Source organism: Hydrogenophaga sp. L310, from assembly GCF_055703065.1.
The window spans coordinates 325889-350455 of sequence record NZ_JBVPZA010000003.1 but is presented as its reverse complement, the minus strand read 5'-3'; the positions used below and the strand labels follow the sequence as shown (position 1 = coordinate 350455).

The 24567-nt window shown below is 64.8% G+C and carries 22 protein-coding genes; 12 read left to right on the top strand and 10 right to left on the bottom strand.

Annotated elements, in window-relative coordinates:
- Positions 1-5: 5 nt before the first annotated feature.
- The 5 genes from AC0GNO_RS08375 to AC0GNO_RS08355 form a co-directional block, all read right to left on the bottom strand.
- The gene (locus tag AC0GNO_RS08375) at positions 6-935 is read right to left on the bottom strand and encodes a branched-chain amino acid ABC transporter permease (RefSeq protein ID WP_305361970.1); all 930 of its coding nucleotides are present in this window, start codon (positions 933-935) and stop codon (positions 6-8) included.
- A 226-nt stretch (positions 936-1161) separates the two neighbouring features.
- Positions 1162-2457, bottom strand: coding sequence for a replication-associated recombination protein A (locus tag AC0GNO_RS08370; protein WP_472903681.1), 1296 nt, complete (start codon positions 2455-2457; stop codon positions 1162-1164).
- 28 nt (positions 2458-2485) lie between these two features.
- Positions 2486-3133 carry an outer membrane lipoprotein periplasmic chaperone LolA gene (gene lolA, locus AC0GNO_RS08365; protein WP_472903718.1) on the bottom strand — a complete coding sequence of 216 codons (648 nt, stop codon included), beginning with the start codon at positions 3131-3133 and terminating at the stop codon, positions 2486-2488.
- Between the two features lie 47 nt (positions 3134-3180).
- The gene (locus AC0GNO_RS08360) at positions 3181-5535 is read right to left on the bottom strand and encodes a DNA translocase FtsK (protein WP_472903680.1); all 2355 of its coding nucleotides are present in this window, start codon (positions 5533-5535) and stop codon (positions 3181-3183) included.
- Between the two features lie 129 nt (positions 5536-5664).
- Entirely contained in the window at positions 5665-6339 is a 675-nt protein-coding gene (locus AC0GNO_RS08355) for a Crp/Fnr family transcriptional regulator (protein ID WP_305361967.1), read from the bottom strand.
- Between the two features lie 160 nt (positions 6340-6499).
- On the opposite strand from AC0GNO_RS08355, the gene trxB reads away from it, so the two are divergent.
- From trxB to rpmG, 3 genes are all read left to right on the top strand, one after another.
- The gene (trxB, locus tag AC0GNO_RS08350) at positions 6500-7447 is read left to right on the top strand and encodes a thioredoxin-disulfide reductase (protein WP_472890109.1); all 948 of its coding nucleotides are present in this window, start codon (positions 6500-6502) and stop codon (positions 7445-7447) included.
- A gap of 211 nt (positions 7448-7658) precedes the next feature.
- Positions 7659-7892, top strand: a complete 234-nt coding sequence (gene rpmB, locus AC0GNO_RS08345) for a 50S ribosomal protein L28 (protein WP_177136162.1) — start codon at positions 7659-7661, stop codon at positions 7890-7892.
- Between the two features lie 11 nt (positions 7893-7903).
- Positions 7904-8074 (top strand): 50S ribosomal protein L33, encoded by a 171-nt coding sequence (gene rpmG, locus AC0GNO_RS08340; RefSeq protein WP_068173845.1) that lies wholly within the window; start codon positions 7904-7906, stop codon positions 8072-8074.
- 187 nt (positions 8075-8261) lie between these two features.
- On the opposite strand, the gene AC0GNO_RS08335 is transcribed toward rpmG, so the two are convergent.
- Both AC0GNO_RS08335 and AC0GNO_RS08330 read right to left on the bottom strand, forming a co-directional pair.
- Complete coding sequence (locus tag AC0GNO_RS08335) at positions 8262-9488, bottom strand: DesA family fatty acid desaturase (RefSeq protein ID WP_472903679.1); 1227 nt, start codon at positions 9486-9488, stop codon at positions 8262-8264.
- 166 nt (positions 9489-9654) lie between these two features.
- A complete protein-coding gene (locus AC0GNO_RS08330) occupies positions 9655-10923 on the bottom strand; it encodes an RsmB/NOP family class I SAM-dependent RNA methyltransferase (protein WP_472903678.1) in 1269 nt (422 codons plus the stop codon).
- 34 nt (positions 10924-10957) lie between these two features.
- On the opposite strand from AC0GNO_RS08330, the gene AC0GNO_RS08325 reads away from it, so the two are divergent.
- Positions 10958-12577, top strand: a complete 1620-nt coding sequence (locus tag AC0GNO_RS08325) for a peptide chain release factor 3 (protein ID WP_472890106.1) — start codon at positions 10958-10960, stop codon at positions 12575-12577.
- Here the strand turns inward: AC0GNO_RS08325 and purN are convergent, their stop codons facing one another.
- On the bottom strand, positions 12578-13171 hold the full coding sequence (gene purN, locus AC0GNO_RS08320; RefSeq protein WP_472903677.1) for a phosphoribosylglycinamide formyltransferase: 594 nt from the start codon (positions 13169-13171) through the stop codon (positions 12578-12580).
- A 14-nt stretch (positions 13172-13185) separates the two neighbouring features.
- Here purN and AC0GNO_RS08315 point away from each other — a divergent pair, with 14 nt between their 5' ends.
- The 3 genes from AC0GNO_RS08315 (at position 13186) to AC0GNO_RS08305 (ending at position 16301) form a co-directional block, all read left to right on the top strand.
- The gene (locus AC0GNO_RS08315; protein WP_472903676.1) at positions 13186-13914 is read left to right on the top strand and encodes a YceH family protein; all 729 of its coding nucleotides are present in this window, start codon (positions 13186-13188) and stop codon (positions 13912-13914) included.
- Between the two features lie 78 nt (positions 13915-13992).
- On the top strand, positions 13993-15174 hold the full coding sequence (locus tag AC0GNO_RS08310; protein WP_472903675.1) for an acyl-CoA dehydrogenase family protein: 1182 nt from the start codon (positions 13993-13995) through the stop codon (positions 15172-15174).
- Positions 15175-15185: 11 nt separating this feature from the next.
- Positions 15186-16301, top strand: a complete 1116-nt coding sequence (locus AC0GNO_RS08305) for an acyl-CoA dehydrogenase family protein (RefSeq protein WP_472903674.1) — start codon at positions 15186-15188, stop codon at positions 16299-16301.
- A 74-nt stretch (positions 16302-16375) separates the two neighbouring features.
- Here AC0GNO_RS08305 and AC0GNO_RS08300 read toward each other — a convergent pair whose 3' ends face one another.
- Together AC0GNO_RS08300 and AC0GNO_RS08295 are read right to left on the bottom strand one after the other, a co-directional pair.
- Entirely contained in the window at positions 16376-16819 is a 444-nt protein-coding gene (locus tag AC0GNO_RS08300) for a hypothetical protein (RefSeq protein WP_472903673.1), read from the bottom strand.
- Positions 16820-16919: 100 nt separating this feature from the next.
- Entirely contained in the window at positions 16920-17477 is a 558-nt protein-coding gene (locus AC0GNO_RS08295) for an HNH endonuclease (protein WP_472903672.1), read from the bottom strand.
- A 154-nt stretch (positions 17478-17631) separates the two neighbouring features.
- Between AC0GNO_RS08295 and AC0GNO_RS08290 the strand changes: the two genes are divergently transcribed.
- The 5 genes from AC0GNO_RS08290 (at position 17632) to AC0GNO_RS08270 (ending at position 24549) form a co-directional block, all read left to right on the top strand.
- Positions 17632-18705: a bifunctional riboflavin kinase/FAD synthetase gene (locus AC0GNO_RS08290; protein WP_472890100.1), complete on the top strand. Its 1074-nt coding sequence runs from the start codon at positions 17632-17634 to the stop codon at positions 18703-18705.
- Between the two features lie 132 nt (positions 18706-18837).
- The gene (gene ileS, locus AC0GNO_RS08285; RefSeq protein WP_472903671.1) at positions 18838-21729 is read left to right on the top strand and encodes an isoleucine--tRNA ligase; all 2892 of its coding nucleotides are present in this window, start codon (positions 18838-18840) and stop codon (positions 21727-21729) included.
- Positions 21729-22235, top strand: coding sequence for a signal peptidase II (gene lspA, locus AC0GNO_RS08280; protein ID WP_472903670.1), 507 nt, complete (start codon positions 21729-21731; stop codon positions 22233-22235). Before ileS ends, lspA begins: the two co-directional genes overlap by 1 nt.
- A gap of 211 nt (positions 22236-22446) precedes the next feature.
- Entirely contained in the window at positions 22447-23598 is a 1152-nt protein-coding gene (locus AC0GNO_RS08275; RefSeq protein WP_472903669.1) for an aminotransferase class V-fold PLP-dependent enzyme, read from the top strand.
- Between the two features lie 12 nt (positions 23599-23610).
- Positions 23611-24549, top strand: coding sequence for a lytic transglycosylase domain-containing protein (locus AC0GNO_RS08270; RefSeq protein ID WP_472903668.1), 939 nt, complete (start codon positions 23611-23613; stop codon positions 24547-24549).
- Positions 24550-24567: the final 18 nt, after the last annotated feature.

Here is a 24567-nt window from a genome sequence, read left to right as displayed (position 1 = left end):
GACCCTCAGGCCCGGTCGGCCACACGCTCGCCCAGCAGCCCGGACGGCCGCAACGTCAGCACCAGGGCCAGCACGATGAAGGCGAAGATGTCGGTGTACTGGCTGCCCAGCACGCCGCCGGTCAGCTGGCCCAGGTAGCCCGCACCCAGCGACTCGATCAGACCCAGGGCGACGCCGCCCACCACCGCACCGGCCAGGTTGCCGATGCCGCCCATGACGGCAGCCACGAAGGCCTTCAGGCCGGGCATGAAGCCCATGGCATGCTGCACCGTGCCATAGTTCGATGCCCACATCACGCCTGCGATGGCCGCGAGCATGGCGCCGATGATGAACGTGGCGGAAATCACCATGTCGGGCTTGATGCCCATGAGCGCCGCCACGCGCGGGTTCTCGGCCGTGGCCCGCATGGCGCGGCCCAGGTTGGTCCGGTTGACCAGCCACATGAGGAAAGCCAGCGTGATGACCGTGGTGGCCAGGATGGTGATCTGTGTCACCGAGATCACGGCACCGGCGAACTCGATCGGCTCACGCGAAAGGGTCGACGGGTAGGACTTCGGGTTCGGCGCCCAGATGATCATGGCAAAGGTCTGCAACAGCAGCGACATGCCGATGGCGGTGATCAGCGGCGCGAGCCGCGGGGAATTGCGCAGTGGCCGATAGGCCAGCTTCTCGATCGTGAAGTTCAGCACGCCACAGACCACCATGGCGATCAGCGTGGCCACCAGCAGCAAAAGCCAGCCAGGCATGCCGGCCCAGGCACTCGACATCCAGCCGATCAGCGTCCAGCTGGTGAGCGCACCCACCATGAGCACGTCACCGTGCGCAAAGTTGATCAAGCCGATGATGCCGTACACCATGGTGTACCCCAGCGCCACCAGCGCATACATACTGCCCAGAACCAGGCCGTTGATGATCTGCTGCAGCAAAACGTCCATACAAACTTCTCCGTGTTTTTCCAGCCAGGCGGGTGCCTGGTCTGTCTGCCTTGAGTTAGCAAAAAACCCGCCAGGCTCGACCTTGAAACAGGACAGACTGCGGGTTGGTGGGCGGATTGTAGCTAGGCGTTTCAGAGGGTCCGATGCGTGTAAGCCCTTATGCGGCGCGGGTTTACCCTGATTTTTGATTTTCCCGCGCGGCTGCATCAGCGCGAATCGCGCTGCATTAGTTATTCTGATTATTCAGTTTTTTGAGTTCGCGCAGCTTATCGGCGATGCGGATTTCTAGGCCACGCTCGACCGGACGGTAAAAATCAGGCCCGGCCATGCCATCGGGCAGGTAGCGTTCACCCGCCGCGAAGCCGCCCGCCTCATCGTGGGCATATCGGTAGCCTTTTCCGTAGTCCAGCTCCTTCATGAGCTTGGTGGGTGCATTGCGCAGGTGCATGGGCACCGGGCGCGTGCCGTCCTTCTTCACGAACGCCTTGGCTTCGTTGAAGGCCTTGTAGACCGCGTTGGACTTGGGCGCAACGGCCAGGTAGACCACACATTCGGCCAGCGCCAGCTCGCCTTCCGGCGTGCCCAGGCGCTCGTACACCTCGGCCGCGTCCAGCGCCAGACGCAGCGCGCGCGGATCGGCCAGGCCAATGTCTTCACTGGCCATGCGGATGAAGCGGCGCGCCATGTAGCGCGGGTCGGCACCGCCGTCGAGCATGCGCACGAACCAGTACAGCGCGGCGTCCGGGTCGGAACCGCGCACGCTTTTGTGCAGGGCGCTGATGGTGTCGTAGAACTGCTCGCCACCTTTGTCGTAGCGACGCATGCGCTCACCCAGCACACGCATCAGCCAGGCGTCCGTCACCTCGGCGAGTTTCTCGCGCGTGGCCGCCACCGCCAGCGTCTCCAGCGTGTTGAGCAGGCGGCGGGCATCGCCATCGGCGTAGGCGATCAGGCGGTCGGCGGCGGCGGTTTCAACCGGGGGCACTGCACCGATGCCTTGCGCCCGGGCGATCAGCTGGCGCAGATCGTCTTCGCCCAACGGCTGCAGCACATAGACCGCCGCGCGTGACAGCAGCGCCGAGTTGACTTCGAACGAGGGGTTTTCGGTGGTCGCGCCAATGAAGGTGAACAGCCCGCTTTCCACATGCGGCAGAAAGGCGTCCTGCTGGCCCTTGTTGAAACGGTGCACCTCGTCGACAAAAACGATGGTGTGTTGCGCCTGAAGCCCATCGCGTGCGGCCTGAGCCTGCTCCACCGCCTCCCGGATATCTTTCACGCCGCCCAGCACCGCGCTGATGGTGATGAACTGGGCATCAAAGGCATCGGCCATGAGCCTCGCGATGGTGGTCTTGCCCACACCCGGCGGACCCCAGAGGATGCAGCTGTGTGGCTGGCCCGATTCGAACGCGAGCCGCAATGCCATGCCCTCACCCAGCAGGTGGTGCTGCCCGATCACCTCGGCCAGCGTGCGCGGGCGCAGGCGCTCGGCCAGCGGCGTGTGCGGCGCGGCGTGTGAACTCAAAGACCTGCTTTCAAGGCGGTGTGCACGCTCAGGGCCGGATCACATCGGCGCCGACAGGCGGCTGAAAGCGAAACCGCTCCGCCTTCATCGGCGCGTTGTCCTGCCACTGGTTGAAGGTCAGCACCGAGCGCTGGCCCAGGCTGTCGGCGATCTCCAGCGCGGCGAGCTGGCCCTGCCGGAAGCCGACGCGCACGCTCTGCAACTGTCCGTCCTTGTTGCGCGGGCGGGCCTCCAGCCATTCCAGGCCCTCCGCGGCGGGCGCCGCCTTGAGCTCAAACACTTCGGACAGGGCACGCAGATCGGTGCCCGCCGCGATCAGGGCCGCGGGGGTGCTGCCGAGCACCTCCTGCTGCTTGCGCGCCGTCACCTGGTTCAGGTCCACGTCGTACAGCCACAGCGTCTGGCCATCGGCCACGATGGTCTGTTCGAAAGGCTTTGTGTACTCGAAGCGGAAACGGTTGGGCCGCAGGAATTCAAAGCGCCCGCTCGACGTCTTGCGGCGCGCCACGGTTTCACCGTTGCGCACCGGCGAGGTCACCACCTGGGTGAAGCCGGCCTGCGCACTGCCCACCTCGCTCAGGAAGGTTTCTAGGTCTTTCAGGCCGTCGGCCTGTGCGGGCAAGGTTGTGAATGTCAGGGCAGTGACCGTGGTCACCGTGGTAAACAATTTTTTGATCATGTGGATTGGGACCCGGCCGCGGCCACAAGGTTCAGGCCCGAACATCATTCACCGCGCGAAGGCACCAGAATATCGCGTTGACCGCTGGAGGTCAGTGCACTGACCATGCCCGCTTTTTCCATGTCTTCCAGCAGACGCGCGGCGCGGTTGTAGCCGATCTTCAGCTTGCGCTGCACATAGGAGATGCTGGCCTTGCGGTCCTTGAGCACGATCTCCACCGCCTGGTCGTACAGGGCGTCTTTTTCGTTGCCGTCGCCACCGCCCTCACCGAACATGTCACCCCCCTCACCATCGCTCGCCGGACTCTCCAGCACGCCGTCGATGTAGTTGGGTTCACCACCCTGCTGCTTCAGATAGGCCACCACGCGGTGCACCTCTTCGTCGCTCACAAACGCGCCGTGCACCCGAACAGGGAAGCCGGTGCCGGAAGGCATGTAGAGCATGTCGCCCATGCCCAGCAGGCTTTCGGCGCCCATCTGGTCGAGGATGGTGCGGCTGTCGATCTTGCTGCTGACCTGGAACGACAGGCGGGTGGGAATGTTGGCCTTGATCAGGCCGGTGATCACGTCCACGCTGGGGCGCTGCGTGGCCAGGATCAGGTGGATGCCGGCGGCGCGCGCCTTCTGCGCCAGGCGGGCGATCAGTTCTTCGATCTTCTTGCCCACCACCATCATCAGGTCGGCCAGCTCGTCGATCACCACCACGATGTAGGGCAGGCGTTCGAGCGGTTCCGGCTGTTCGGGGGTGAGGCTGAACGGGTTGCCGATGATTTCACCACGCTCCTTGGCCTCGTCGATCTTCACGTTGTAGCCCGCAAGGTTGCGCACGCCGAGCTTGCTCATGAGCTTGTAGCGCTTCTCCATCTCGGCCACGCACCAGTTCAGTCCGTTGGCGGCGTGCTTCATGTCGGTGACCACGGGGGCGAGCAAATGCGGAATGCCTTCGTAGACACTCATCTCCAGCATCTTGGGGTCGATCAGCAAGAGGCGCACGTCCTTGGCATCGGCCTTGTAAAGCAGCGACAGGATCATGGCGTTGATGCCGACCGACTTGCCCGAACCGGTGGTGCCGGCGACCAGGCAGTGCGGCATCTTGGCCAGGTCGGCCACGATGGGCTGGCCACCGATGTCCTTGCCCAGGCCCATGGTGAGCAGCGACTTGGCGTCGTTGTAGACCGGCGAGCCCAGGATCTCGCTCAGCTTGATCATCTGCCGCTTGGCGTTGGGCAGTTCCAGCGCCATCAGGTTCTTGCCCGGAATGGTCTCGATCACACGGATCGACACCAGGGACAAGGAGCGCGCCAGATCGCGCCCCAGGTTCACGATCTGCGAGCCCTTGACCCCCGTGGCCGGCTCGATTTCGTAACGGGTGATCACCGGACCGGGTGCTGCGGCCACCACGCGCACGTCGACGCCAAAGTCCTTGAGCTTCTTCTCGATCAGGCGGCTGGTCATCTCCAGCGTCTGGCTGTCCACTCCCGCCTGGTGCAATGGCGCACTGTCCAGCAGATCCACCTGCGGCAGCTTGCTGTCGGGCATCTCGACGAACAAGGGCTTCTGGCGTTCCTTGGCCACACGCTCGCTCTTGGGCACATCCACCAGTGTGGGCTCGATCAGGACCGGGGTGGGGTGGTGCTCTTCGCTCTCGACGCGCTCGACCTTGACCACTTCTTCGCGCGCTCGCGCAGCCATCTCCCCGATGCGCTGGTCTTCGACCGCCTCGCGTTTTTCGCGGCGCGATTCGAACCAGTTGTCCAGCCAGGCGCCCAGGTGCTCGGCCCATTGCCCCCAGGAAAACCGGAACACCCTGGGCAGGCAGATCACGAGCAAAGCCAGCATGGCCAGCGCCGAGCCGGTGAAACCCAGCCAGCGCACCGCAACGGGTCCGAGCGCATGACCCAGCACGCCCCCCACGGTTCCCGGCAGATGCGGCTCCAGCCGATACAGGCGACTCCATTCCAGCACCCCACTCGCGCTCAGCAACACCAGCAACGCCAGCACATAGGCCAGACGACGCGCCCAAGGGGTTTGCCACCAGTGCACAGCCCCATGCGCATCCCGCGAGACGGCCTGGGGTTGCTGGCCACGCAACCGCCCGGCCAACGCCGACAGCCAGGCCCGCAAACCGGCGAAAAAACACCACCAGACCGACCAGCCCAACAGGTAGTAGCTCGCATCGGCCAGCAGCGCGCCCAGATGGCCGCCCCAGTTGCCCACTTCGGCCCGAGACCCGGTCGTGCTCCAGGCCGGATCAGCCAGCGAATGGCTGAGCAACGCGAGGAGCCAGAAGGCCAGGACTGCAGCACCTACCACCAGCCCAATCTCCTGGGTGAAACGGGCCATACCTCCAGGCGTGGCTTGAGCCCGGTCGGCATTCAGTGTATTGAGTGAATAAGTCATGGTCCTTGCTGCGGTTCGGCAACAAGCTTACCCCAAGCCCACCCGGGCCAGGAGCCGGTAAACCGGTAACAGGTGCAGCGATTGGCCGGGAGAATCCGGGTCGCGACCAGCGCAGCCCACGCAGGGGCTTCAGCCCAGCGTGTTGAGCCGTTCCTTGACCACGGTGGTGCCGTCTTCGCCCACCTCGATGAACCCCCGGTCTTCCAGGTCTTTCATGACCCGGCTGACCATTTCTCGCGATGCACCGATCATCTTGGCCACATCCTGGCGGGACACCCGTTCCCGAATCACCAGTTGCCCGTCCTTGTCGGGTCGCGCGAACTCCAGCAAGGCCCGGGCCACGCGGCCGTAAACATCCATCAACGCCAGGGACTCGATCTTGCGGTCGGCATAACGCAGGCGCTGCACCAATCCTTTCATCACCGCATAGGCCATGGAGGTGTTTTCGGGCAGGCAACGGGCGAACTCCGGCCGCCCCAGAATCAACACATCGGTCTGCACCTCGGCACGGACCGTGGCCGAATGCGGCTGGTTGTCGATCAGGCTCATCTCGCCCACATAGTCGCCCGGGTTCATGGTGGCCAGGATGACTTCCCGGCCACGCACATCGGTGGTGACCACACGAGCGCGCCCCGTCAGCACGATGGCCAGAAAATTGGACTTCTTGCCCTGTTCAACGATGCACTCGCCGCGCTTGAAACGCCGTTTGATGACCGCATCTGCAACAGACTCGGCCTGCGCCTGCGTCAGCGTGGAAAACAGCGGGACCCGGCGAATCAAATCCAGATTGGACAGGATGGACATGCGTATATACCTCTGGTCAGACTGCGGATGCAGCGCTCTTCCCTACAATGCTTCGAAAGACCGGACGCCCGCATGGCGAAAGACGCCAAGGCCCCAAACGCGTCGCAATGAATCTCAACTCTAAACCACACACCCCCACTCTTTGATGGGGATTTGCACCATGAAGCACACCAAAGTTCTTATTCTAGGTTCCGGCCCCGCGGGCTACACGGCTGCAGTGTATGCGGCACGTGCGAACCTGAACCCGGTGCTGATCACCGGCATCGCCCAGGGTGGCCAGCTCATGACCACCACCGACGTGGACAACTGGCCGGCCGACGTGGATGGCGTGCAGGGCCCGGAACTGATGCAGCGCTTCCAGGCACACGCTGAACGCTTCAAGACCGAGATCGTTTTCGACCACATCAACGCAGTCGACTTTTCCAAACGTCCTTTTGTGCTCAAGGGTGACAGTGGTGAATACAGTTGTGATGCCCTGATCATCGCCACCGGTGCCTCGGCCAAGTACCTGGGCTTGCCCTCTGAAGAAGCCTTCATGGGCAAGGGCGTGAGCGGTTGCGCCACCTGCGACGGCTTTTTCTACCGCGAGCAGGACGTGGCGGTGGTGGGCGGCGGCAACACGGCCGTCGAAGAAGCCCTGTATCTGTCCAATATCGCCCGCAAAGTCAGTCTGGTGCACCGTCGCGATACGTTCAAGGCCGAACCCATCCTGGTCGACAAGCTGATGGAGAAAGTCGCCGCGGGCAAGATCGAGCTCAAGACCCATTTCACGCTCGACGAGGTGTTGGGCGACCAGAGCGGCGTGACCGGCGTGCGGCTGAAAAGCGTGAAAACCGGCGAGACCGAAGACCTCAAGCTCACCGGCTGCTTCATCGCCATCGGCCACAGCCCCAACACCGACATCTTCAAAGGCCAACTGGAGATGAAAGACGGCTACATCGTCACGCAATCCGGGCTCAAGGGCATGGCCACCATGACCAGCGTGCCTGGCGTGTTTGCGGCCGGCGACGTACAGGACCATGTGTACCGCCAGGCCATCACCAGCGCCGGCACCGGCTGCATGGCGGCACTCGACGCCCAGCGTTTTCTGGAGCAGAACGAGGCCTGAGGGCACCCCGCCGGGCGGCGCTGGCCAGACCAACCTGCCCGCGCTATAATTCAAGGCTTTGCTGCGAATGGCCGGTTTTGGTCGTGCGCTACAAACTTGGGTTACCGCCACCCTTTTCTGGCGAGGTGAGGCTGGGTTGCCAGATGCGGAACGGGAATACCGTCTCCAGCGTCCTGCGTGACCGGCTGTATAAAAGTATCGGAGTGTCCTCATGGCACGCGTCTGCGACGTCACGGGCAAGAAGCCCATGGTCGGGAACAATGTTTCCCACGCCAACAACAAAACCAAGCGCCGGTTCCTGCCGAACCTGCAATACCGCCGTTTCTGGGTCGAAAGCGAAAACCGCTGGATTCGCCTGCGCGTGTCGGGTGCTGCCCTGCGCCTGATCGACAAGAACGGTATCGACGCCGTGCTCGCAGACCTGCGCGCACGCGGCCAAGCTTAAGGAGCACCAACATGGCAACCAAAGGCGGACGCGAAAAGATCAAGCTGGAATCCACTGCGGGTACCGGCCACTTCTACACCACGACCAAGAACAAGAAGACCACGCCCGAGAAGATGCTGATCAAGAAATTTGATCCCAAAGCTCGCAAGCACGTGGACTACAAGGAAATCAAGCTGAAGTAATTCAGCCGGATACCCCCAACAAAAAAGCCGCTGTGAAAACAGCGGCTTTTTTGTTGCCCAGACGAAGAGAAAACCATCTATCCGGAGCGAGTGCCTTAACCCGGAACGCCGCGGAACCGGCTCCGCCGGGCCGCCAGCGCTGCCCCCTTGAGGGGGTCGCGCGCAGCGCGGCGGGGGATGGACAAGCTCAAGCGTGCGCGGAGCGCAGGCGAATCGAGAAGTCGCGCAACGCAGCAATGCCGCTTTCTTCGGCGCGCCGGCACCAGGCCTGCAGGTCGGCCGACAGCTGATCGCGCGTGGCGTTCGTGCTGGACCACAGGGCGCGCAGTTCTTCGCGCATCGTGACCATCTTGTCGAGCACCGGGTGTTCGGCACGGGCCTGGGCCAGTTGCGGCTTGACGTCGGCAGGCACCTTGTCGTCATCGCGGTGCAGCCAGCGGCGGGCCGCATCCAGCACGGACGCGTCCGCGCTGCGGGCCTTCAGGCCTTCGACTTCACGCTGGCAGGCGGCACGCATCTCGCGCGCGTAACCCGCCATCACTTCATAGCGGTTGGCGATGATCGCCTCCAGCGTTTTTTCGTCGGCCACCGGCTTCACGTCGCCAAACGCCATCTTGGGTGGCAGCTTCTTCACGGTGGCCAGACCCACCGACCTCAGCATGGTGATGTACATCCAGCCGATGTCGAACTCGTAGGGTTTGACTGACAGCTTGGCCGACGTCGGGTAGGTGTGGTGGTTGTTGTGCAGTTCCTCGCCACCGATGAGGATGCCCCACGGGGACACGTTGGTGCTGGCGTCGGCCGCCTCGAAGTTGCGGTAACCCCACCAGTGGCCGATGCCGTTGATGATGCCGGCTGCCGTGATCGGGATCCACATCATCTGCAGCGCCCAGACCGACACCCCCAGCACACCAAACAGTGCGACGTTGATGATCAGCATGAGGCCCACACCCAGGCGTGAGCGACCGGTGTAGAAGTGCCGTTCCACCCAGTCGTCGGGCGTGTTGTGACCATAGCGGTCCAGCGTTTCCTGGTTCTTGGCTTCGGCGCGGTAGAGCTCACTGCCCTCAAAGAACACTTTCTTGATGCCAAAAACCACCGGACTGTGCGGGTCACCTTCGCGCTCGCACTTGGCGTGGTGCTTGCGGTGGATCGCCGTCCACTCCTTGGTCACCATGCCGGTGGTCATCCAGAGCCAGAAGCGGAAAAAGTGCGAGGGAATGGGGTGCAGGTCCAGCGAACGGTGCGCCGAGTGGCGGTGCAGGTAGATCGTGACGCTGGCGATGGTGATGTGGGTGAACACCAAAGCGACCAGCAGCACCTGCCACCAGGCCGCACCGGTCAGACCATGGGCCAGGAACTGGATCAGGCCATCCCACAAACTGGCAAAAAACTCGAAATCAGAAGCAATCATCAAGGTCCTATTCAACCGCCCACGAAGGCGTCAGGCTGCCAAACGCTCCCGTTCAGGACAGGGGCGAAGCAACGTGCCATTTTAAAGCCGGGGGTGTCAATCAACAATCGCCGGGCAGCTCCCCGTGGGGAAACTGTTCAGGCGAAATAGCTCATTTGCCGCTCTTTCAGGACTTTTTCCGCCAGACGGCAGCAAAAAAGCCATCCGTTGCATGCCGATGTGGCCACAAACGGAGCCATTGACCATCCTCGCCCTGGCACAGGCTGTCTGCCTGCGGCACCTGAGCCAGGGCCAGCAGGCCTGCCACCGGCACGGGCTCAAAGTCCTGGTGGGCCTCTGAAAAGGCCGCGGCAACCGCTTCGTTCTCTGCCGGCAGCAGGCTGCAGGTGGCGTACACCAGCCGCCCGCCCGGCTTGAGCAATCGGGCCGCGCTGTTCAGAATGGCCTGCTGGAGTTCAGCCTGGGCCGCCACGGTCTGCGGCGTCTGGCGCCACTTCAGGTCGGGGCTGCGGCGCAGCGTGCCCAGCCCGGAACAGGGCGCATCCACCAGCACGCGATCGATCTTGCCGGCCAGGCGTTTGATGCGGTCGTCGCGTTCGTGCGCAATCGCCACCGGGTGCACATTCGACAAACCGCTGCGCGCCAGCCGCGGCTTGAGCGCATCGAGGCGGTGCCCGGAGGTGTCGAAGGCGTAGAGCCGCCCGCTGTTGCGCATGGCCGCGCCGATGGCCAGCGTCTTGCCGCCAGCGCCGGCACAGAAGTCCACCACCATTTCGCCCCGTTTGGCATCCAGCAGCAGGGCCAGCAGTTGCGAACCTTCATCCTGCACCTCCACGTCGCCCTGCACAAAGGCCGGCAGTTTGGCCAGAGAAGGTTTGCCCTGCAGGCGGATGCCCAACGGGGAATATGGGGTGGACTCACATGCCAACCCCGCCTGGCGCAACTCGGCCAACACCGCTTCGCGCTTTTTCTTCAGCACATTGACGCGCAGGTCCAGCGGCGCGGGCTGGTTCAGGCTCGCCACCAGCGCGTCGAACTCGTCGCCCACCTGTTCACCCAGCGCTGTGGCCAGCCAGTCGGGCAGGTTGTGGCGGTGCTGCGCCATGAGGTCGGCATCTTTCACCGCCAGACAGTGGTCCCACCAGGTCTTTTCAACCTCGGTCAACGCACTCTTGAGGAAGTCGCGATCACCCGGGAAGCCCAGGATCGCCAGGCGCCGCCACTTGGAACCTGTGCCCGAGCGGGCCAGCCATTCGAACTTCAGGCGCTCGCGCAGGATGGCGTAAACCGTGTCCGACAACGTGGCGCGCTCGCGGGGCCCGAGCGACCGGTTCTCGCGAAAATGGCGCGCGACCACGGCGTCGGTGGGGTGGTCAAATTTGAAAACCTGTTCGATCAGGGCGGAACATTCGTCCAGGAGGGCTTTGGGGTGCATCGTCCTATTGTCCCACCCGCGATAATCATGGGCTATGTCCGAAATTGCCCAACAGGTGAAGCGTCGCCGTACCTTCGCCATCATCTCCCACCCCGACGCGGGTAAAACGACCCTGACCGAGAAGCTGCTGCTGTTCTCGGGCGCCATCAACATCGCCGGCAGCGTGAAGGCACGCAAGGCCGCGCGCCACGCCACCAGCGACTGGATGGAGATCGAGAAGCAGCGCGGCATTTCGGTGGCCTCCTCCGTGATGCAGATGGAATACCGCGACTGCGTGATCAACCTGCTCGACACGCCCGGTCACCAGGACTTCAGCGAAGACACCTACCGTGTGCTGACCGCCGTGGATGCCGCGCTGATGGTGATCGACGCGGGCAACGGCGTGGAACCTCAGACGCGGCGCCTGCTGCAGGTCTGCCGCGCGCGCAACACGCCCATCCTCACCTTCGTCAACAAGATGGACCGCGAGGTGCAGGCGCCGCTGGACCTGATGGACGAGATCGAGCGCGAGCTGGGCATGACGGTCGTGCCGTTCACCTGGCCCGTGGGCATGGGCAAAACCTTCCGCGGCGTGTACGACCGCCGCACCGACCAGATGCGCGTGTTCGCTGCGGGCGAGGACCGCCGCGGCGGCGATGAAGACGTGCTCGCTGGCCTCGACAACCCCGAGAGCCTGAAGCGCTTTGGCGCGGAGTTCGAACAGGCCAAAGGCGAACTGGAACTGGTCGAAGGCGCTTCGCCCGCGTTCGACGAAGCGCAATTCCTCGCCGGCAAACAGACGCCCATGTTGTTCGGCTCCGCCGTCAACAACTTCGGCGTGCGCGAAGTGCTGGACGCGCTGGTGGACCTGGCGCCCCCCCCGGGAGACCGCCCCGCCATCCAGCGCGTGGTGCACCCCGAAGAAGCCAAATTCACCGGCGTGGTGTTCAAGATCCAGGCCAACATGGACCCGGCGCACCGCGACCGCATCGCCTTCGTGCGCGTGGCCAGCGGTCATTTCGAGCGCGGCATGAAGCTCAGGGTGGTGCGCAGCGGCAAGGACCTGCGGCCCAACACCGTGGTGAGCTTCCTGTCGCAGCGGCGCGAGCTGCTGGACGAGGCGTTTGCCGGCGACATCATCGGCATCCCGAACCACGGTGTGCTGCAGCTCGGCGACACGCTGACCGAAGGCGAAAGCCTCCAGTTCACCGGCCTGCCCTTCTTCGCGCCGGAAATCATCCGCAGCGTGGAAGTGGCCGATCCGCTGCGCAGCAAGCAGCTGCGCGCCGGCCTCACCCAGCTCGGTGAAGAAGGTGCGATCCAGGTGTTCCGCCCGGTGGCGGGCTCGGTGCTGTTGCTGGGCGCCGTGGGCCAGCTGCAGTTTGAAGTGGTGGCGCACCGGCTGGAACACGAATACGGCGTCAAGGCCCGCATCATGGGCAGCCCTTACCAGGTGGCACGCTGGGTCACCTGTGCGCCAGAGGACGGTGGCGAAATCGAGCTCAAGAAGTTCATCGACGCCAACAGCCACCGCGTGGCGCTGGACGCCGTGGACGCGCCCACGCTGCTGGTGGACCACGCGGCCACGCTGCGCGCGGTCGAGGCCAACTGGCCGAAGATCAAGTTCCACGCCATGCGGGAACACGCGGGCCTGGTATTCGCAAAAGGCGTCTGATCAGCCGGCGGCGAGCAGCTGCTCCACTGCGCGCGGGTACATGATGTGTTCCTGCGTCAGCACACGCTCGGCGAGCGCTTGCGCGGTGTCGCCCGGCAGCACGGGCACCACGGCCTGATCCAGGATGTCGCCGTGGTCGAGCTCAGCGGTCACGCGGTGCACGGTGGCGCCGGCGAACTTGCAGCCCATGTCGATGGCGCGCTGGTGGGTGTTCAGCCCTGTGAACGCGGGCAGCAGGCTGGGGTGGATGTTCACCAGCCCGCCTTCGTAGTGCGCCACAAAGCCGGGCGTGAGGATGCGCATGAAGCCGGCCAGCACCACCAGCGCTGGATCGTGGTGGTCGATTTCGGTCATGAGCGCGGCATCGAAGGCTTCGCGCGACGCGAAGGCCTTGTGATCGAACACGGCGGTGGCGATCTGGTGTTTGCGTGCGAATTCAAGACCTGCGGCGTCGGCCTTGTTGCTGATGACGGCCGCCACACGGGCGCCGTACCGAGCACCCCAATGACGCCGCTCGGCGGCCTTGACGATGGCGGCCATGTTCGAGCCGCTGCCTGAGATCAGAATAACGATGTTTTTATGAACGGCTGACATGGCCAAGAAGTGTAATGACCCTGGAACACCCAACCTCTCCCGCCGGTCCCCGCGTGCACCGCTTTGACCAGCGCCCCCTGTCCATCACCGAGGCCCGTGTCCTGGGAACCTTGATGGAAAAGGCGCGCACCGTGCCCGACAGCTACCCGCTGACACTCAACAGCCTGCAGAGCGGCTGCAACCAGAAGTCGAGCCGGGAACCGGTGCTCTCGCTGACCGAGGGCGAAATCGCCGAAGCCATCGACGGCTTGCGTCAGCTGCACATGGTGGTGGAGACCAGCGGTGGCCGCGTCACGCGCTACGAACACAACTTCCAGCGCGCCGTGGGCGTGCCCGAACAGTCCGCCGTGCTGCTGGGCATGTTGGTGCTGCGCGGGCCTCAGACCGCGGGCGAGCTGCGCCTGAACACCGAGCGCTGGTACAAGTTCCTCGACATCGCCTCGGTGGACGCGTTCCTCGAAGAGCTGCAGGACCGTTCGCCTGAAAAGGGCGGTGCGCTGGTGGTGAAGCTGCCGCGCGCGCCGGGTGCCCGGGAACAGCGCTGGGCCCACCTGCTTTGCGGTCCGGTGGACATGTACGCGCTGAGTGCACCCGCCAGCCACAGCGGTAGCGGTGCCACCGAAGACGAAGTGATCGCACTCACCCGTCGACTGGCCAGCCTGGAGGAGACAGTGGAATCTCTGCGGGCCCAGCTGCAAAACCTGCACGAGCAACTGGGCTTGTCGCAGCCCGGACAGGGGTAAAACGAACGGTCGTGCCAAACTGTGCGGCGTTGAGCGAGGCCCTGCTATCTGGGACTTGCCATCCACCAGGAGACAAGCATGGATTTGGCATTCACGCCGCAAGAGCAGGCGTTCCGCGAAGAAGTTCGCGCCTGGGTCAAGGACAATTTGCCCGCCGACATCGCCCACAAGGTCCACAACGCCCTGCGCCTGAGCCGCGACGACATGCAGCGCTGGGCGAAGATACTCGGCAAAAAGGGCTGGCTGGGCTACGGCTGGCCCCAGCAGTTCGGCGGCCCGGGCTGGACCGCGGTGCAGAAACACCTGTTTGAAGAAGAATGCGCACTGGCCGGTGCGCCGCGCATCGTGCCCTTCGGCCCGGTGATGGTGGCCCCGGTCATCATGGCCTTCGGCAACAAGGAGCAGCAGGAACGTTTCCTGCCCGGCATCGCCAGCGGCGACGTGTGGTGGAGCCAGGGCTACAGCGAGCCGGGCTCGGGCTCCGACCTGGCCTCGGTCAAATGCCGCGCCGAGCGCCAGGGCGACCACTTCCTCGTCAACGGCCAGAAAACCTGGACCACGCTGGGCCAGTACGGCGAATGGATCTTCTGCCTGGTGCGCACCAGCACCGAGGGCAAGCCGCAGACCGGCATCAGCTTCCTGCTGATCGACATGAAGTCGCCGGGGGTGAGCGTGCGCCCGATCAAGCTGCTCGACGGCGAGTGCGAAGTCAACGAGGTCTTCTTCGACAACGTGAAGGTGCCGGCCGAGAACCTGATCGGTGAAGAGAACAAGGGCTGGACCTACGCAAAGCACCTGCTGAGCCACGAGCGCACCAACATCGCCGACGTGAACCGCGCCAAGCGCGAGCTGGAGCGCCTGAAGCGCATCGCCAAAACCGAAGGCGTGTGGGACGACAGCCGCTTCCGCGACCAGATCGCCCTGCTGGAGGTGGACGTGGTGGCGCTGGAGATGCTGGTGCTGCGCGTGCTGAGCGCCGAGAAATCGGGCAAGAACTCGCTCGACATCGCCGGCCTGCTCAAGATCAAGGGCAGCGAAATCCAGCAACGTTACGCCGAACTCATGATGCTGGCCGCCGGCCCGTTTGCCACGCCCTTCATCGAAGAAGCCATGGAAGCCGGCTGGCAGGGCGACTTCCCGGGTGGCGAGGTGGGCAACGCGCCGCTCGCATCCACCTACTTCAACCTGCGCAAGACCACCATCTACGGTGGCAGCAACGAAGTGCAACGCAACATCGTGGCCCAGACGGTCCTCGGCTAAGGAGACACAACATGGACTTCGATTTTTCCGACGATCAGGAACATCTGCGCGACGCCGTGCGCAAATGGGTGGACAAGGGCTACGACTTCGAACGCCGCCGCGCCATCGTCAAGGCCGGCGGTTTTGACCGCGGTGCTTACAACGAGCTGGCCGATCTCGGCCTGGCGGGCCTGTACATCAGCGAAGCCGATGGCGGCCTGGGCATGGGCCCGGTCGAGGGCATGGTGGTGATGGAAGAGCTGGGCCGCGGCATCGTGCTGGAGCCGCTGGCCCAGACGCTGACCGCGGGCGGCGTGATCGGTGGCTACGCCGGCGCGGACGTCAAGGCCGCCTGGCTGCCGAAGATCGCCTCGGGCGAGGCACTGGTGGTGCTGGCGCAGCAGGAACGCGGTGCGCGCTACCGGCTGGATGCCTGCAATACCACCGCCACCCCGGCCGGCAGTGGCTGGACGGTGAGCGGCGCCAAGAGCGTGGTGCCCGCCGGTGACCAGGCCGACGCCTTCATCGTGCCCGCGGTGGCCAACGGACAGTTCGCCTTGTTCCTGGTGGAGCGCAGCGCCAGCGGTGTGAGCACCCAGGGCTACGGCACGCAGGACGGCGGCCGTGCCGCCGAATTGACGCTGCAGAATGCACCCGCCAGCCTGATCACCACCGACGGCCTGACCGCGCTGGAACATGCGGTGGACATCGGCATCGCCGCGGCCTGCGCCGAAGCCGTGGGCGTGATGGACAAGACCGTGGCGCTGACGGTGGACTACATGAACACGCGCAAGCAGTTCGGCGTGGCGATCGCGAGCTTCCAGGCCCTGCGCCACCGCGTGGCCGACATGAAGATGCAGCTGGAACTGGCCCGCTCCATGAGCTTCTACGCCTGCCTGAAGCTGAACGCCCCGGCGACCGAGCGCCGCCGCGCGATGGCGCGGGCCAAGGTGCAACTGGGCCAATCGATGCGCTTCGTAGGCCAGCAGTCGGTGCAGCTGCACGGCGGCATCGGCGTGACCGCCGAGTACATCGGCAGCCACTATTTCAAGAAGCTGACCCAGCTGGAGTTGACCTTTGGCGACACGCTGCACCACCTGGGGGAGGTGTCGGCGCGGATGGAGGACACGGCGGGGGTGTTTGCCTGAGTCCTCCCCTTGTGACCTCCAAAATCGCCTCAGATGCCAGTGTTCATGCTGGCCGGAGGATTCTTCAGAGGCAATTACTTAGATGAGCACAAATCACGATTCACAAAGTAGCCGCGAGATTCGTATGAATAGTACGCACTATGGGCTCTAGCGATGCCATCTGCTGGAAACCCATATGAAGTAGTACTTGCGGTTCCAGCATAAACCCTGAGTTCTGCCTTGTCTTCAAAAAACGACTCATACCAAGACCATGTGTCGCCATTTGGGGATGCTTTTGCTCCGGTGAGATTCTCCACATCCTCGATTTTCATTCCACATGAGACCTTGTCATAGGCCTCTAATAAGCGCTGCTCGCTCACACTTGAAGACGAGTCACCGCCACTCCCGCCACCATCTGCAACTCCAAGTGGATCAGATCCTCCACCGCATCCCGCTACAACCGCTATGAGCACAGAACACACGCTCCACCGGCTCCAGCGACCAGACAAAGAAACACCTGCTTGATTAAAGCTTTTCATCATTCACTCCCTTGAAAACTACCAATAAAGCGTTCAATAACGCGCATGAGCAACAAAAAGTTGCACCTTAAATTGTAGTTGGAGTGAAATACGAGAACGCTCAGGCGTGTAGCCGGGAGCTCTTGGGAAGGTGGGACATCAGGAACTCCATCTGGTCCGCCAGTATGCGGCGGTTGCGCAAGATGAAGTCTTCCCACAGGCTGGGCACGTAAGGCGTGTAGATCAGGGGCATGTGGGCCTGCTCGGGCGTCCGGTTGCCCTTGCGGTGGTTGCACGAGCGGCAGGCCGTCACCACGTTCATCCAGGTGTCACGGCCATTCTGCCCCAGCGGCATGATGTGCTCGCGCGTCAGCTCTTCTTCGTGGAAATGCCCGCCGCAATAGCCACACAGGCAACGGTCGCGGGCAAAGAGTTTGCTGTTGGTGAGCGTGGGCCGCAGGTCGAAAGGGTTGATGCGCGGCACGCCCTGGGTGCCGATGATGGAGTTGATGGTGATGATTGACTGCCGTCCGGTGATGGCGTTGTGACCGCCATGGAACACCGCAACTTCGGCGCCCATTTCCCAGCGCACCTCATCCGCAGCGTAATGCAGCACGGCTTCTTCCAGGCTGATCCAGGACTGTGGCAGCCCCTGCGCAGACAGCTTCAGAACCTTCAAGACCCACCTCCATGTTGACAAACAACCGGACAATCTGTCTTCAGCACGGCCCCTCACGCTCCAGAGGGACCGCCTGTCATGTGTCAATATACAGCGCTTCTGTGACAAACATCCTGAACCGCGCCCAACACCCCGGATGGGGCGGGCATTGCCCATGAAAATCATCCGAGGACTCTGGAACCTGCAGCACGGCGCCACCAGCGCGTCGCCATCCGGCTGCGCGCTCACCATCGGTAACTTCGATGGCGTGCACCGGGGCCACCAGGCCATGCTGGCGCTGCTGAACAACGAAGCCCGGCACCGCGATGTGCCCAGCTGCGTGATGACCTTCGAACCCCACCCGCGCGACTACTTTGCCGCCCTGCACCACAAGCCCGACCTGGCCCCGGCCCGTATCGCCACGCTGCGCGACAAGCTCGAAGAACTGGAACGCTGCGGTGTGGACCAGTGCGTGGTCCTGCCCTTCAACGCGCGCCTGGCCGGGCAGCCGCCCCATGCCTTCATCAAGGACATGCTGGTCGCTGGCCTGGGCGTGCGTTATGTGCTGGTCGGTGACGACTTCCGCTTCGGCGCCCAGCGCGCGGGGGATTACGCCATGCTGGACGCCGCGGGTGCCCAGCTGGGTTTTGACGTCGCGCGCATGCAGAGTTACGAAGTTCACGGCATCCGGGTGTCCAGCTCCGCCGTGCGCGATGCGCTGGCCGCGGGCGACATGGACCGCGTGGCCACCCTGCTGGGCCGCCCCTACGCGGTGAGCGGGCACGTGGTGCACGGCCGCAAGCTCGGGCGCCAGCTGGCCGAAAGCCGCCCCGGGGCTGGCGACGGCTTTCGCACGCTCAACCTGCGCTTTGCCCACTGGAAGCCGGCCGCGAGCGGCATTTTTGCCGTGCACGTGCACGGACTCACGCCCCAAGGCCAGCCCCTGGCGGGCGTGGCCAACCTCGGCGTGCGCCCTTCGCTGGACCCCGACGACGTGAACGGCGGGCGCGTGCTGCTGGAAACCCATTGCCTGGACTGGCCGGCCAACATGGCCGCCAGCCTGCCCGGCGGAGAGGCCTACGGTAAAATCATCCGCGTGGAACTGCTGCACAAACTGCACGACGAGCTGAAGTACGACGGTCTGGACGCCCTCACCCGGGGCATTGCCAAGGACCGCGACGATGCGCGTGCGTTTTTTGCGTCGCTGCACACCCAGACGCACCGCCAGACCACCCGCGACCGAATTTAACGCCGCTGCCGGGGCGCCGAGCCCCGGGCCGCGCGCCCTCTGACAGGCTCAGGGCGACCCGCCCCACCCCCGTGCGCCACGCCGCACCTCCGAGCCCGCCTTTGCCGATCCCGAATTCGAAAGCCGACCACCATGTCTGAAAAACCTGCTGCCCCGAAGAACGAGGCCAAGCCCGAAGCCAGCGCCTACCGCGCCACGCTGAACATGCCCGACACGCCGTTCCCCATGCGCGGCGACCTGCCCAAGCGTGAGCCGGCCTGGGTCAACGACTGGAACGGCGGCGGCCTCTACAAGCGCCTGCGCGACGCCCGCCAGGGCGCTCCGCTGTTCGTGCTGCACGACGGCCCGCCCTACGCCAACGGCAAGCTGCACATCGGCCACGCGCTGAACAAGGTACTGAAAGACATGATCGTCAAGTCGCGCCAGCTGGCCGGCTTCGATGCCCAGTACATCCCCGGCTGGGACTGCCACGGCCTGCCGATCGAGAACGCGATCGAGAAACTGCACGGCCGCAACCTGAGCCGTGACGACATGCAGGCCAAGAGCCGCGCCTTCGCCACCGAGCAGATCGATCAGCAGCGCGAAGATTTCAAGCGCCTGGGCGTGCTCGGCGACTGGGAGCGCCCCTACCGCACCATGGACCCGGCCAACGAGGCCGGCGAAATCCGCGCCTTCAAGCGTGTGATCGAGCGCGGTTTTGTCTATCGGGGGCTGAAACCCGTGTACTGGTGTTTCGACTGCGGCAGCTCGCTGGCCGAGTTCGAGATCGAATACGCCGACAAGCAGAGCGACACGCTGGACGTGGCCTTTGAGACCGACGATGCCGCCCAGCTGGCCGGCGCCTTCGGCCTGACCGGTCTGCCCGCGGGCAAGACCGCCTTCGCCGTCATCTGGACCACCACCGCCTGGACCATCCCCGCCAACCAGGCACTCAACGCCCACCCCGAACTGACCTACGCGCTGGTCGATACGCCCATGGGCTGTCTGGTGCTGGCCGAAACGCTGGTTGAAAAGTGCCTGGAGCGCTTCGGCTTGCAAGGCAACGTGCTCGCCACCACCCAGGGTGACCAGCTCGGCGGCCTCAACTTCCGCCACCCGCTGTACGACGTGGACGCAGGCTACCGCCGCCTGTCGCCGGTCTATGTGGCCGACTACGTGAGCGACAGCGACGGCACCGGCATCGTGCACTCGGCGCCGGCCTACGGCGTGGACGACTTCAACTCCTGCGTCGCCAACGGTCTGGCGTACGACGACATCCTCAACCCCGTGCAGGGCAACGGCGCCTACGCGCCCGACTTCCCGCTGTTCGGCGGCCTGCACATCTGGAAGGCCGTACCGGTCATCCTCGAAGCGCTGAAGAACGCCGGCCGCCTGCTGGCCACGGTGAAGATCACCCACAGCTACCCGCACTGCTGGCGCCACAAGACGCCGGTGATCTACCGCGCCGCCGCGCAATGGTTCGTGCGCATGGACGAGGGCGATGGCGTGTTCACGAAGGACAAGGCGCCCAAGACCCTGCGCCAGCTGGCACTGGACGCCATCGACCACACCAGCTTCTACCCCGAGAACGGCAAGACCCGCCTGCGCGACATGATCGCCAACCGGCCCGACTGGTGCATCTCGCGCCAGCGCTCGTGGGGCGTGCCCGTACCCTTCTTCCTGCACAAGGATTCGGGCGAGCTGCACCCGCGCACCATGGACATCCTGGACCAGGCCGCCGACATCGTCGAAAAGGGCGGCATCGAGGCCTGGAGCCGCGTGACGGCCGAAGAGATCCTCGGTGCCGACGCCCCGCACTACACCAAGAGCACCGACATCCTGGAGGTCTGGTTCGACTCCGGCTCGACCTTCTGGCACGTGCTGCGCGGCAGCCACGCCCACGCCTACCCCAATGGCGCCAGCCACGCGCAAGGCCCCGAGGCCGACCTCTACCTCGAAGGCCACGACCAGCACCGCGGCTGGTTCCACAGCTCGCTGCTGCTGGGCTGCGCGCTGTACGACCGCGCGCCCTACAAAGGCCTGCTGACCCACGGCTTCGCCACCGACGGCCAGGGCCGCAAGATGAGTAAGAGCCTGGGCAACACGGTGGAGCCGCAGAGCGTGAACAGCAAGCTCGGCGCCGAGATCGTGCGCCTGTGGGTGGCCAGCACCGACTACTCGGGCGACCTCAACATCGACGACAAGATCCTGGCCCGCGTGGTCGACGCCTACCGCCGCATCCGCAACACCCTGCGTTTCCTGATGGCCAACGTGTCGGACTTCGACCCCGCTACCGACGCCGTGCCGCTGGACCAGATGCTGGAGATCGACCGCTACGCGCTGGCCCGCGCCAGCGAGCTGCAGGCCCAGATCCTGGCGCACTTCGACGTCTACGAGTTCCACCCGGTGGTGAGCAAGCTGCAGGTCTACTGCTCGGAAGACCTGGGCGCGTTCTACCTCGACGTGCTGAAGGACCGCCTCTACACCACGGCGCCCAAGAGCCTGGCGCGGCGCTCGGCCCAGACCGCGCTGCACCAGATCACCAACGCCATGCTGCGCTGGATGGCGCCTTTCCTCAGTTTCACCGCCGAGGAGGCCTGGGGCCATTTCGTGGGTGACAAGAACCAGGGTTCGATCTTCTTCGAGACCTTCTCGCCGCTGCCATCAGCCAACGAAGCGCTGCTGGCAAAGTGGAACCGCATCCGCGCCATCCGCGACGTGGCCAACAAGGCCATCGAAGACCTGCGCACCGCGGGTGCCGTGGGCGCGTCGCTGCAGGCCACGCTGGTGATCACCGCCGGCGCCGACGACGCGGCCCTGCTGCGCTCGCTCGGTGACGACCTGAAGTTCGTCACCATCACGTCCGCCGCCACGGTGGTGGACGGCGCCGAACTGCAGGTGGCGGTGGCGCCCAGTGCGGCGCAGAAATGCGAACGCTGCTGGCACTACCGCGACGACGTGGGCTCCGACGCGGCCCACCCCACGCTCTGCGGCCGCTGCGTGAGCAACCTGCACGGCAGCGGTGAACAGCGGGTGATCGCCTGATGGCCAGGATCAAAGGCTCCCTCTGGCCCTGGCTGGGTCTGGCCGCTGCCATCGTGTTGCTGGACCAGTTCACCAAGGTGCTGATCCTCGGCAACTACCGCCTCGGCGACAGCACGACTGTCACCAGCTTCTTCAACGTGGTCCGCGTGCACAACACCGGCGCGGCGTTCTCCTTCCTGGCTTCGGCCGGCGGCTGGCAGCGCTGGTTCTTCACCGGTGTGGGCATCGTGGCGGCCATCTTCATCGTCTGGATGCTGCGCTCGCATCCGGGGCAAAAGCTGTTCGCGTTTGCGCTCGCCTGCATCCTGGGTGGCGCCATCGGCAACGTGATCGACCGCGTGCTGCACGGCTACGTGGTCGACTTCCTGGATTTCCACTGGTCGTTCCTCTCCGGCCTCTTCCCGGGCGGGCATTTCCCGGCGTTCAACGTGGCGGATGCGGGCATCACCATCGGCGCCATCGCCCTGATCCTGGACGAAATCCTGCGCGTGCGCCGGAGCAAATAGACAGGCCCCCACACTCCGCCGCTACGCGGGTCGTTGCCCCCCGAGGGGCTGTTTTTCCTTGGGGCGGCCCGGCGGAAAAACGCGACCCCCACTCCGCTGCTGCGCGGGTCGTTGCCCCCCGAGGGGGCTGCCCATTGGGGGGGTGCAGTCTTCACAGCCCTGTGCTAATCTGGCAGACCCTCTTTCAGAGCGACCTGCCAGGAGACACCCCATGCCCGGATTGCTGCCCCACGTCGACCCCGACGGCCTGCTCGAATTTTCGGTGGTCTACACCGACCGCGCACTCAACCACATGTCCAGGCGCTTCCAGGGCGTGATGACCGACATCTCGGCCATGCTCAAGCGCGTCTACGGCGCGCATTCGGCGGTGCTGGTGCCGGGCAGCGGCACTTTCGGCATGGAGTCGGTGGCGCGCCAGTTTGCGCACGATAAACATGTCATGGTGATCCGCAACGGCTGGTTCAGCTACCGCTGGACGCAGATTTTCGACATGGGTTCGATCCCCGCCAGCCACACGGTCATGAAAGCGCGCCGTACCGCCGAGGGCGCGCAAGCCGCCTGGTCGCCGGCACCGATTGAAGAGGTAAAAGCCACCATCGCCCAAGAAAAACCGGCACTGGTCTTCGCGCCGCACGTGGAAACCGCCGCCGGCATGATGCTGCCCGACGACTACCTGCGCGCCGTGGCCGATGCGGTGCATGCCGTGGGCGGCCTGTTCGTGCTGGACTGCATCGCCTCGGGCGCGATGTGGGTGGACATGAAAGCCACTGGTGTCGACATCCTGATTTCTGCGCCCCAGAAGGGCTGGAGCAGCTCACCCTGCTGCGCCATGGTGATGCTGAGCGAGCGCGCCCGGAAAGCCATCGACGCCACGCAGAGCACCACCTTCGCCATGGACCTCAAGAAGTGGCTGCAGATCATGGAGACCTACGAAGGCGGCGGCCACGCCTACCACTCCACGCTGCCGACCGACGCCCTGCTGCGGCTGCGCGACACCATGAAAGAAACCGAGGCCTACGGCTACGCCAAAGTGCGCGATGAACAGATCGCCCTGGGTCGCGCCGTGCGCGCGCTGCTGGAAGAACACGGTTTCCCCAGCGTGGCGGCGCCGGGCTTCCAGGCGCCGGGCGTGGTGGTCAGTTACACCACCGATCCCGACATCCAGTCAAGCAAGAAATTTCTCGCCGCAGGCCTGCAGACCGCCGCGGGCGTGCCGCTGCAATGCGACGAAGGCACGGACTTCAAGACCTTCCGCATCGGCCTCTTTGGTCTCGACAAGTGGCACGACGTGGACAGCACCCTGAGCCACCTGCGCACGGCCCTGCGGACCGTGGCACCGCAACCAGTGGTGGCGCTGGCCTGATGGGAGCACACGGTGCGCTGGCGGCAGACCTTGCTGACGCTGGCCACACTGGCCGGCGCGGTGCCGGCGGTGGGCGCTGACACCGGCATCGTCGTTTCATTGCGCACCCTGGGCGACCACCCCCCCGAGGCTGCAGCCGACGGCGGGCCCGACCTGCCTCAGTTGCTGGAGCAAGGCCAGACGGCCATGCGCGCACTGGACTTTCATCTGGCAGCGCAACACTATTGCAGCGCGGCGCGACAGGGCAGTGCGGATGGCCAGTACCGGCTCGGCCACCTGCTGCTGCAGCAGCGCAGCGTGCCGAAAGCGCAGGCCCAGGGGCGCTTCATGCTGGCACTGGCGGCCCAGAACGGCCACGCCGAGGCCATCCGGTTTTTCACCGAGGCCGGTCCGGTCCCAGGGGACGGGCAGCGCCCGCCATGCATGCCCGAGCCAACAGCCGGGTCGCTGGAAAACCATACCGAGCCGGTGAGCCACGAAGTGGTGAAACGTTACCTGGACCAGCTGAACCGGGAACGCCGCCGCTGGGCCCAGCGGGTACAGGAGCGCGCGCCCTACTACGGCGTGGACCCGCGCCTCGCGGTATCCATCGTGCGCGCGGAGTCGAACTTCAACCCGCTCGCGGTGTCGCCCAAGAACGCGCAGGGCCTGATGCAGCTCATCCCCGCCACGGCCCGCCGATTTGGCGTTCGCAATCCGCTGGACCCCCAGCAGAACATCGAAGGTGGCCTGGCCTATCTGGGCTGGCTGCTGCAGCGTTTCGATCACGATGTGGTCAAGGCCTCGGCCGCCTACAACGCCGGCGAAGGCGCGGTCGATCGCCACCAGGGCGTGCCGCCCTTTCCGGAAACACGAGCCTATGTGGCGCGCATCCTGGGCTTCTACCTGGCCACACGGCACCAGCCGCCACCACCGCCAGAAAAACCCGCCAAGGCACCACCTCGCGGTTGAGCCTCGCGGCGAAGGCGC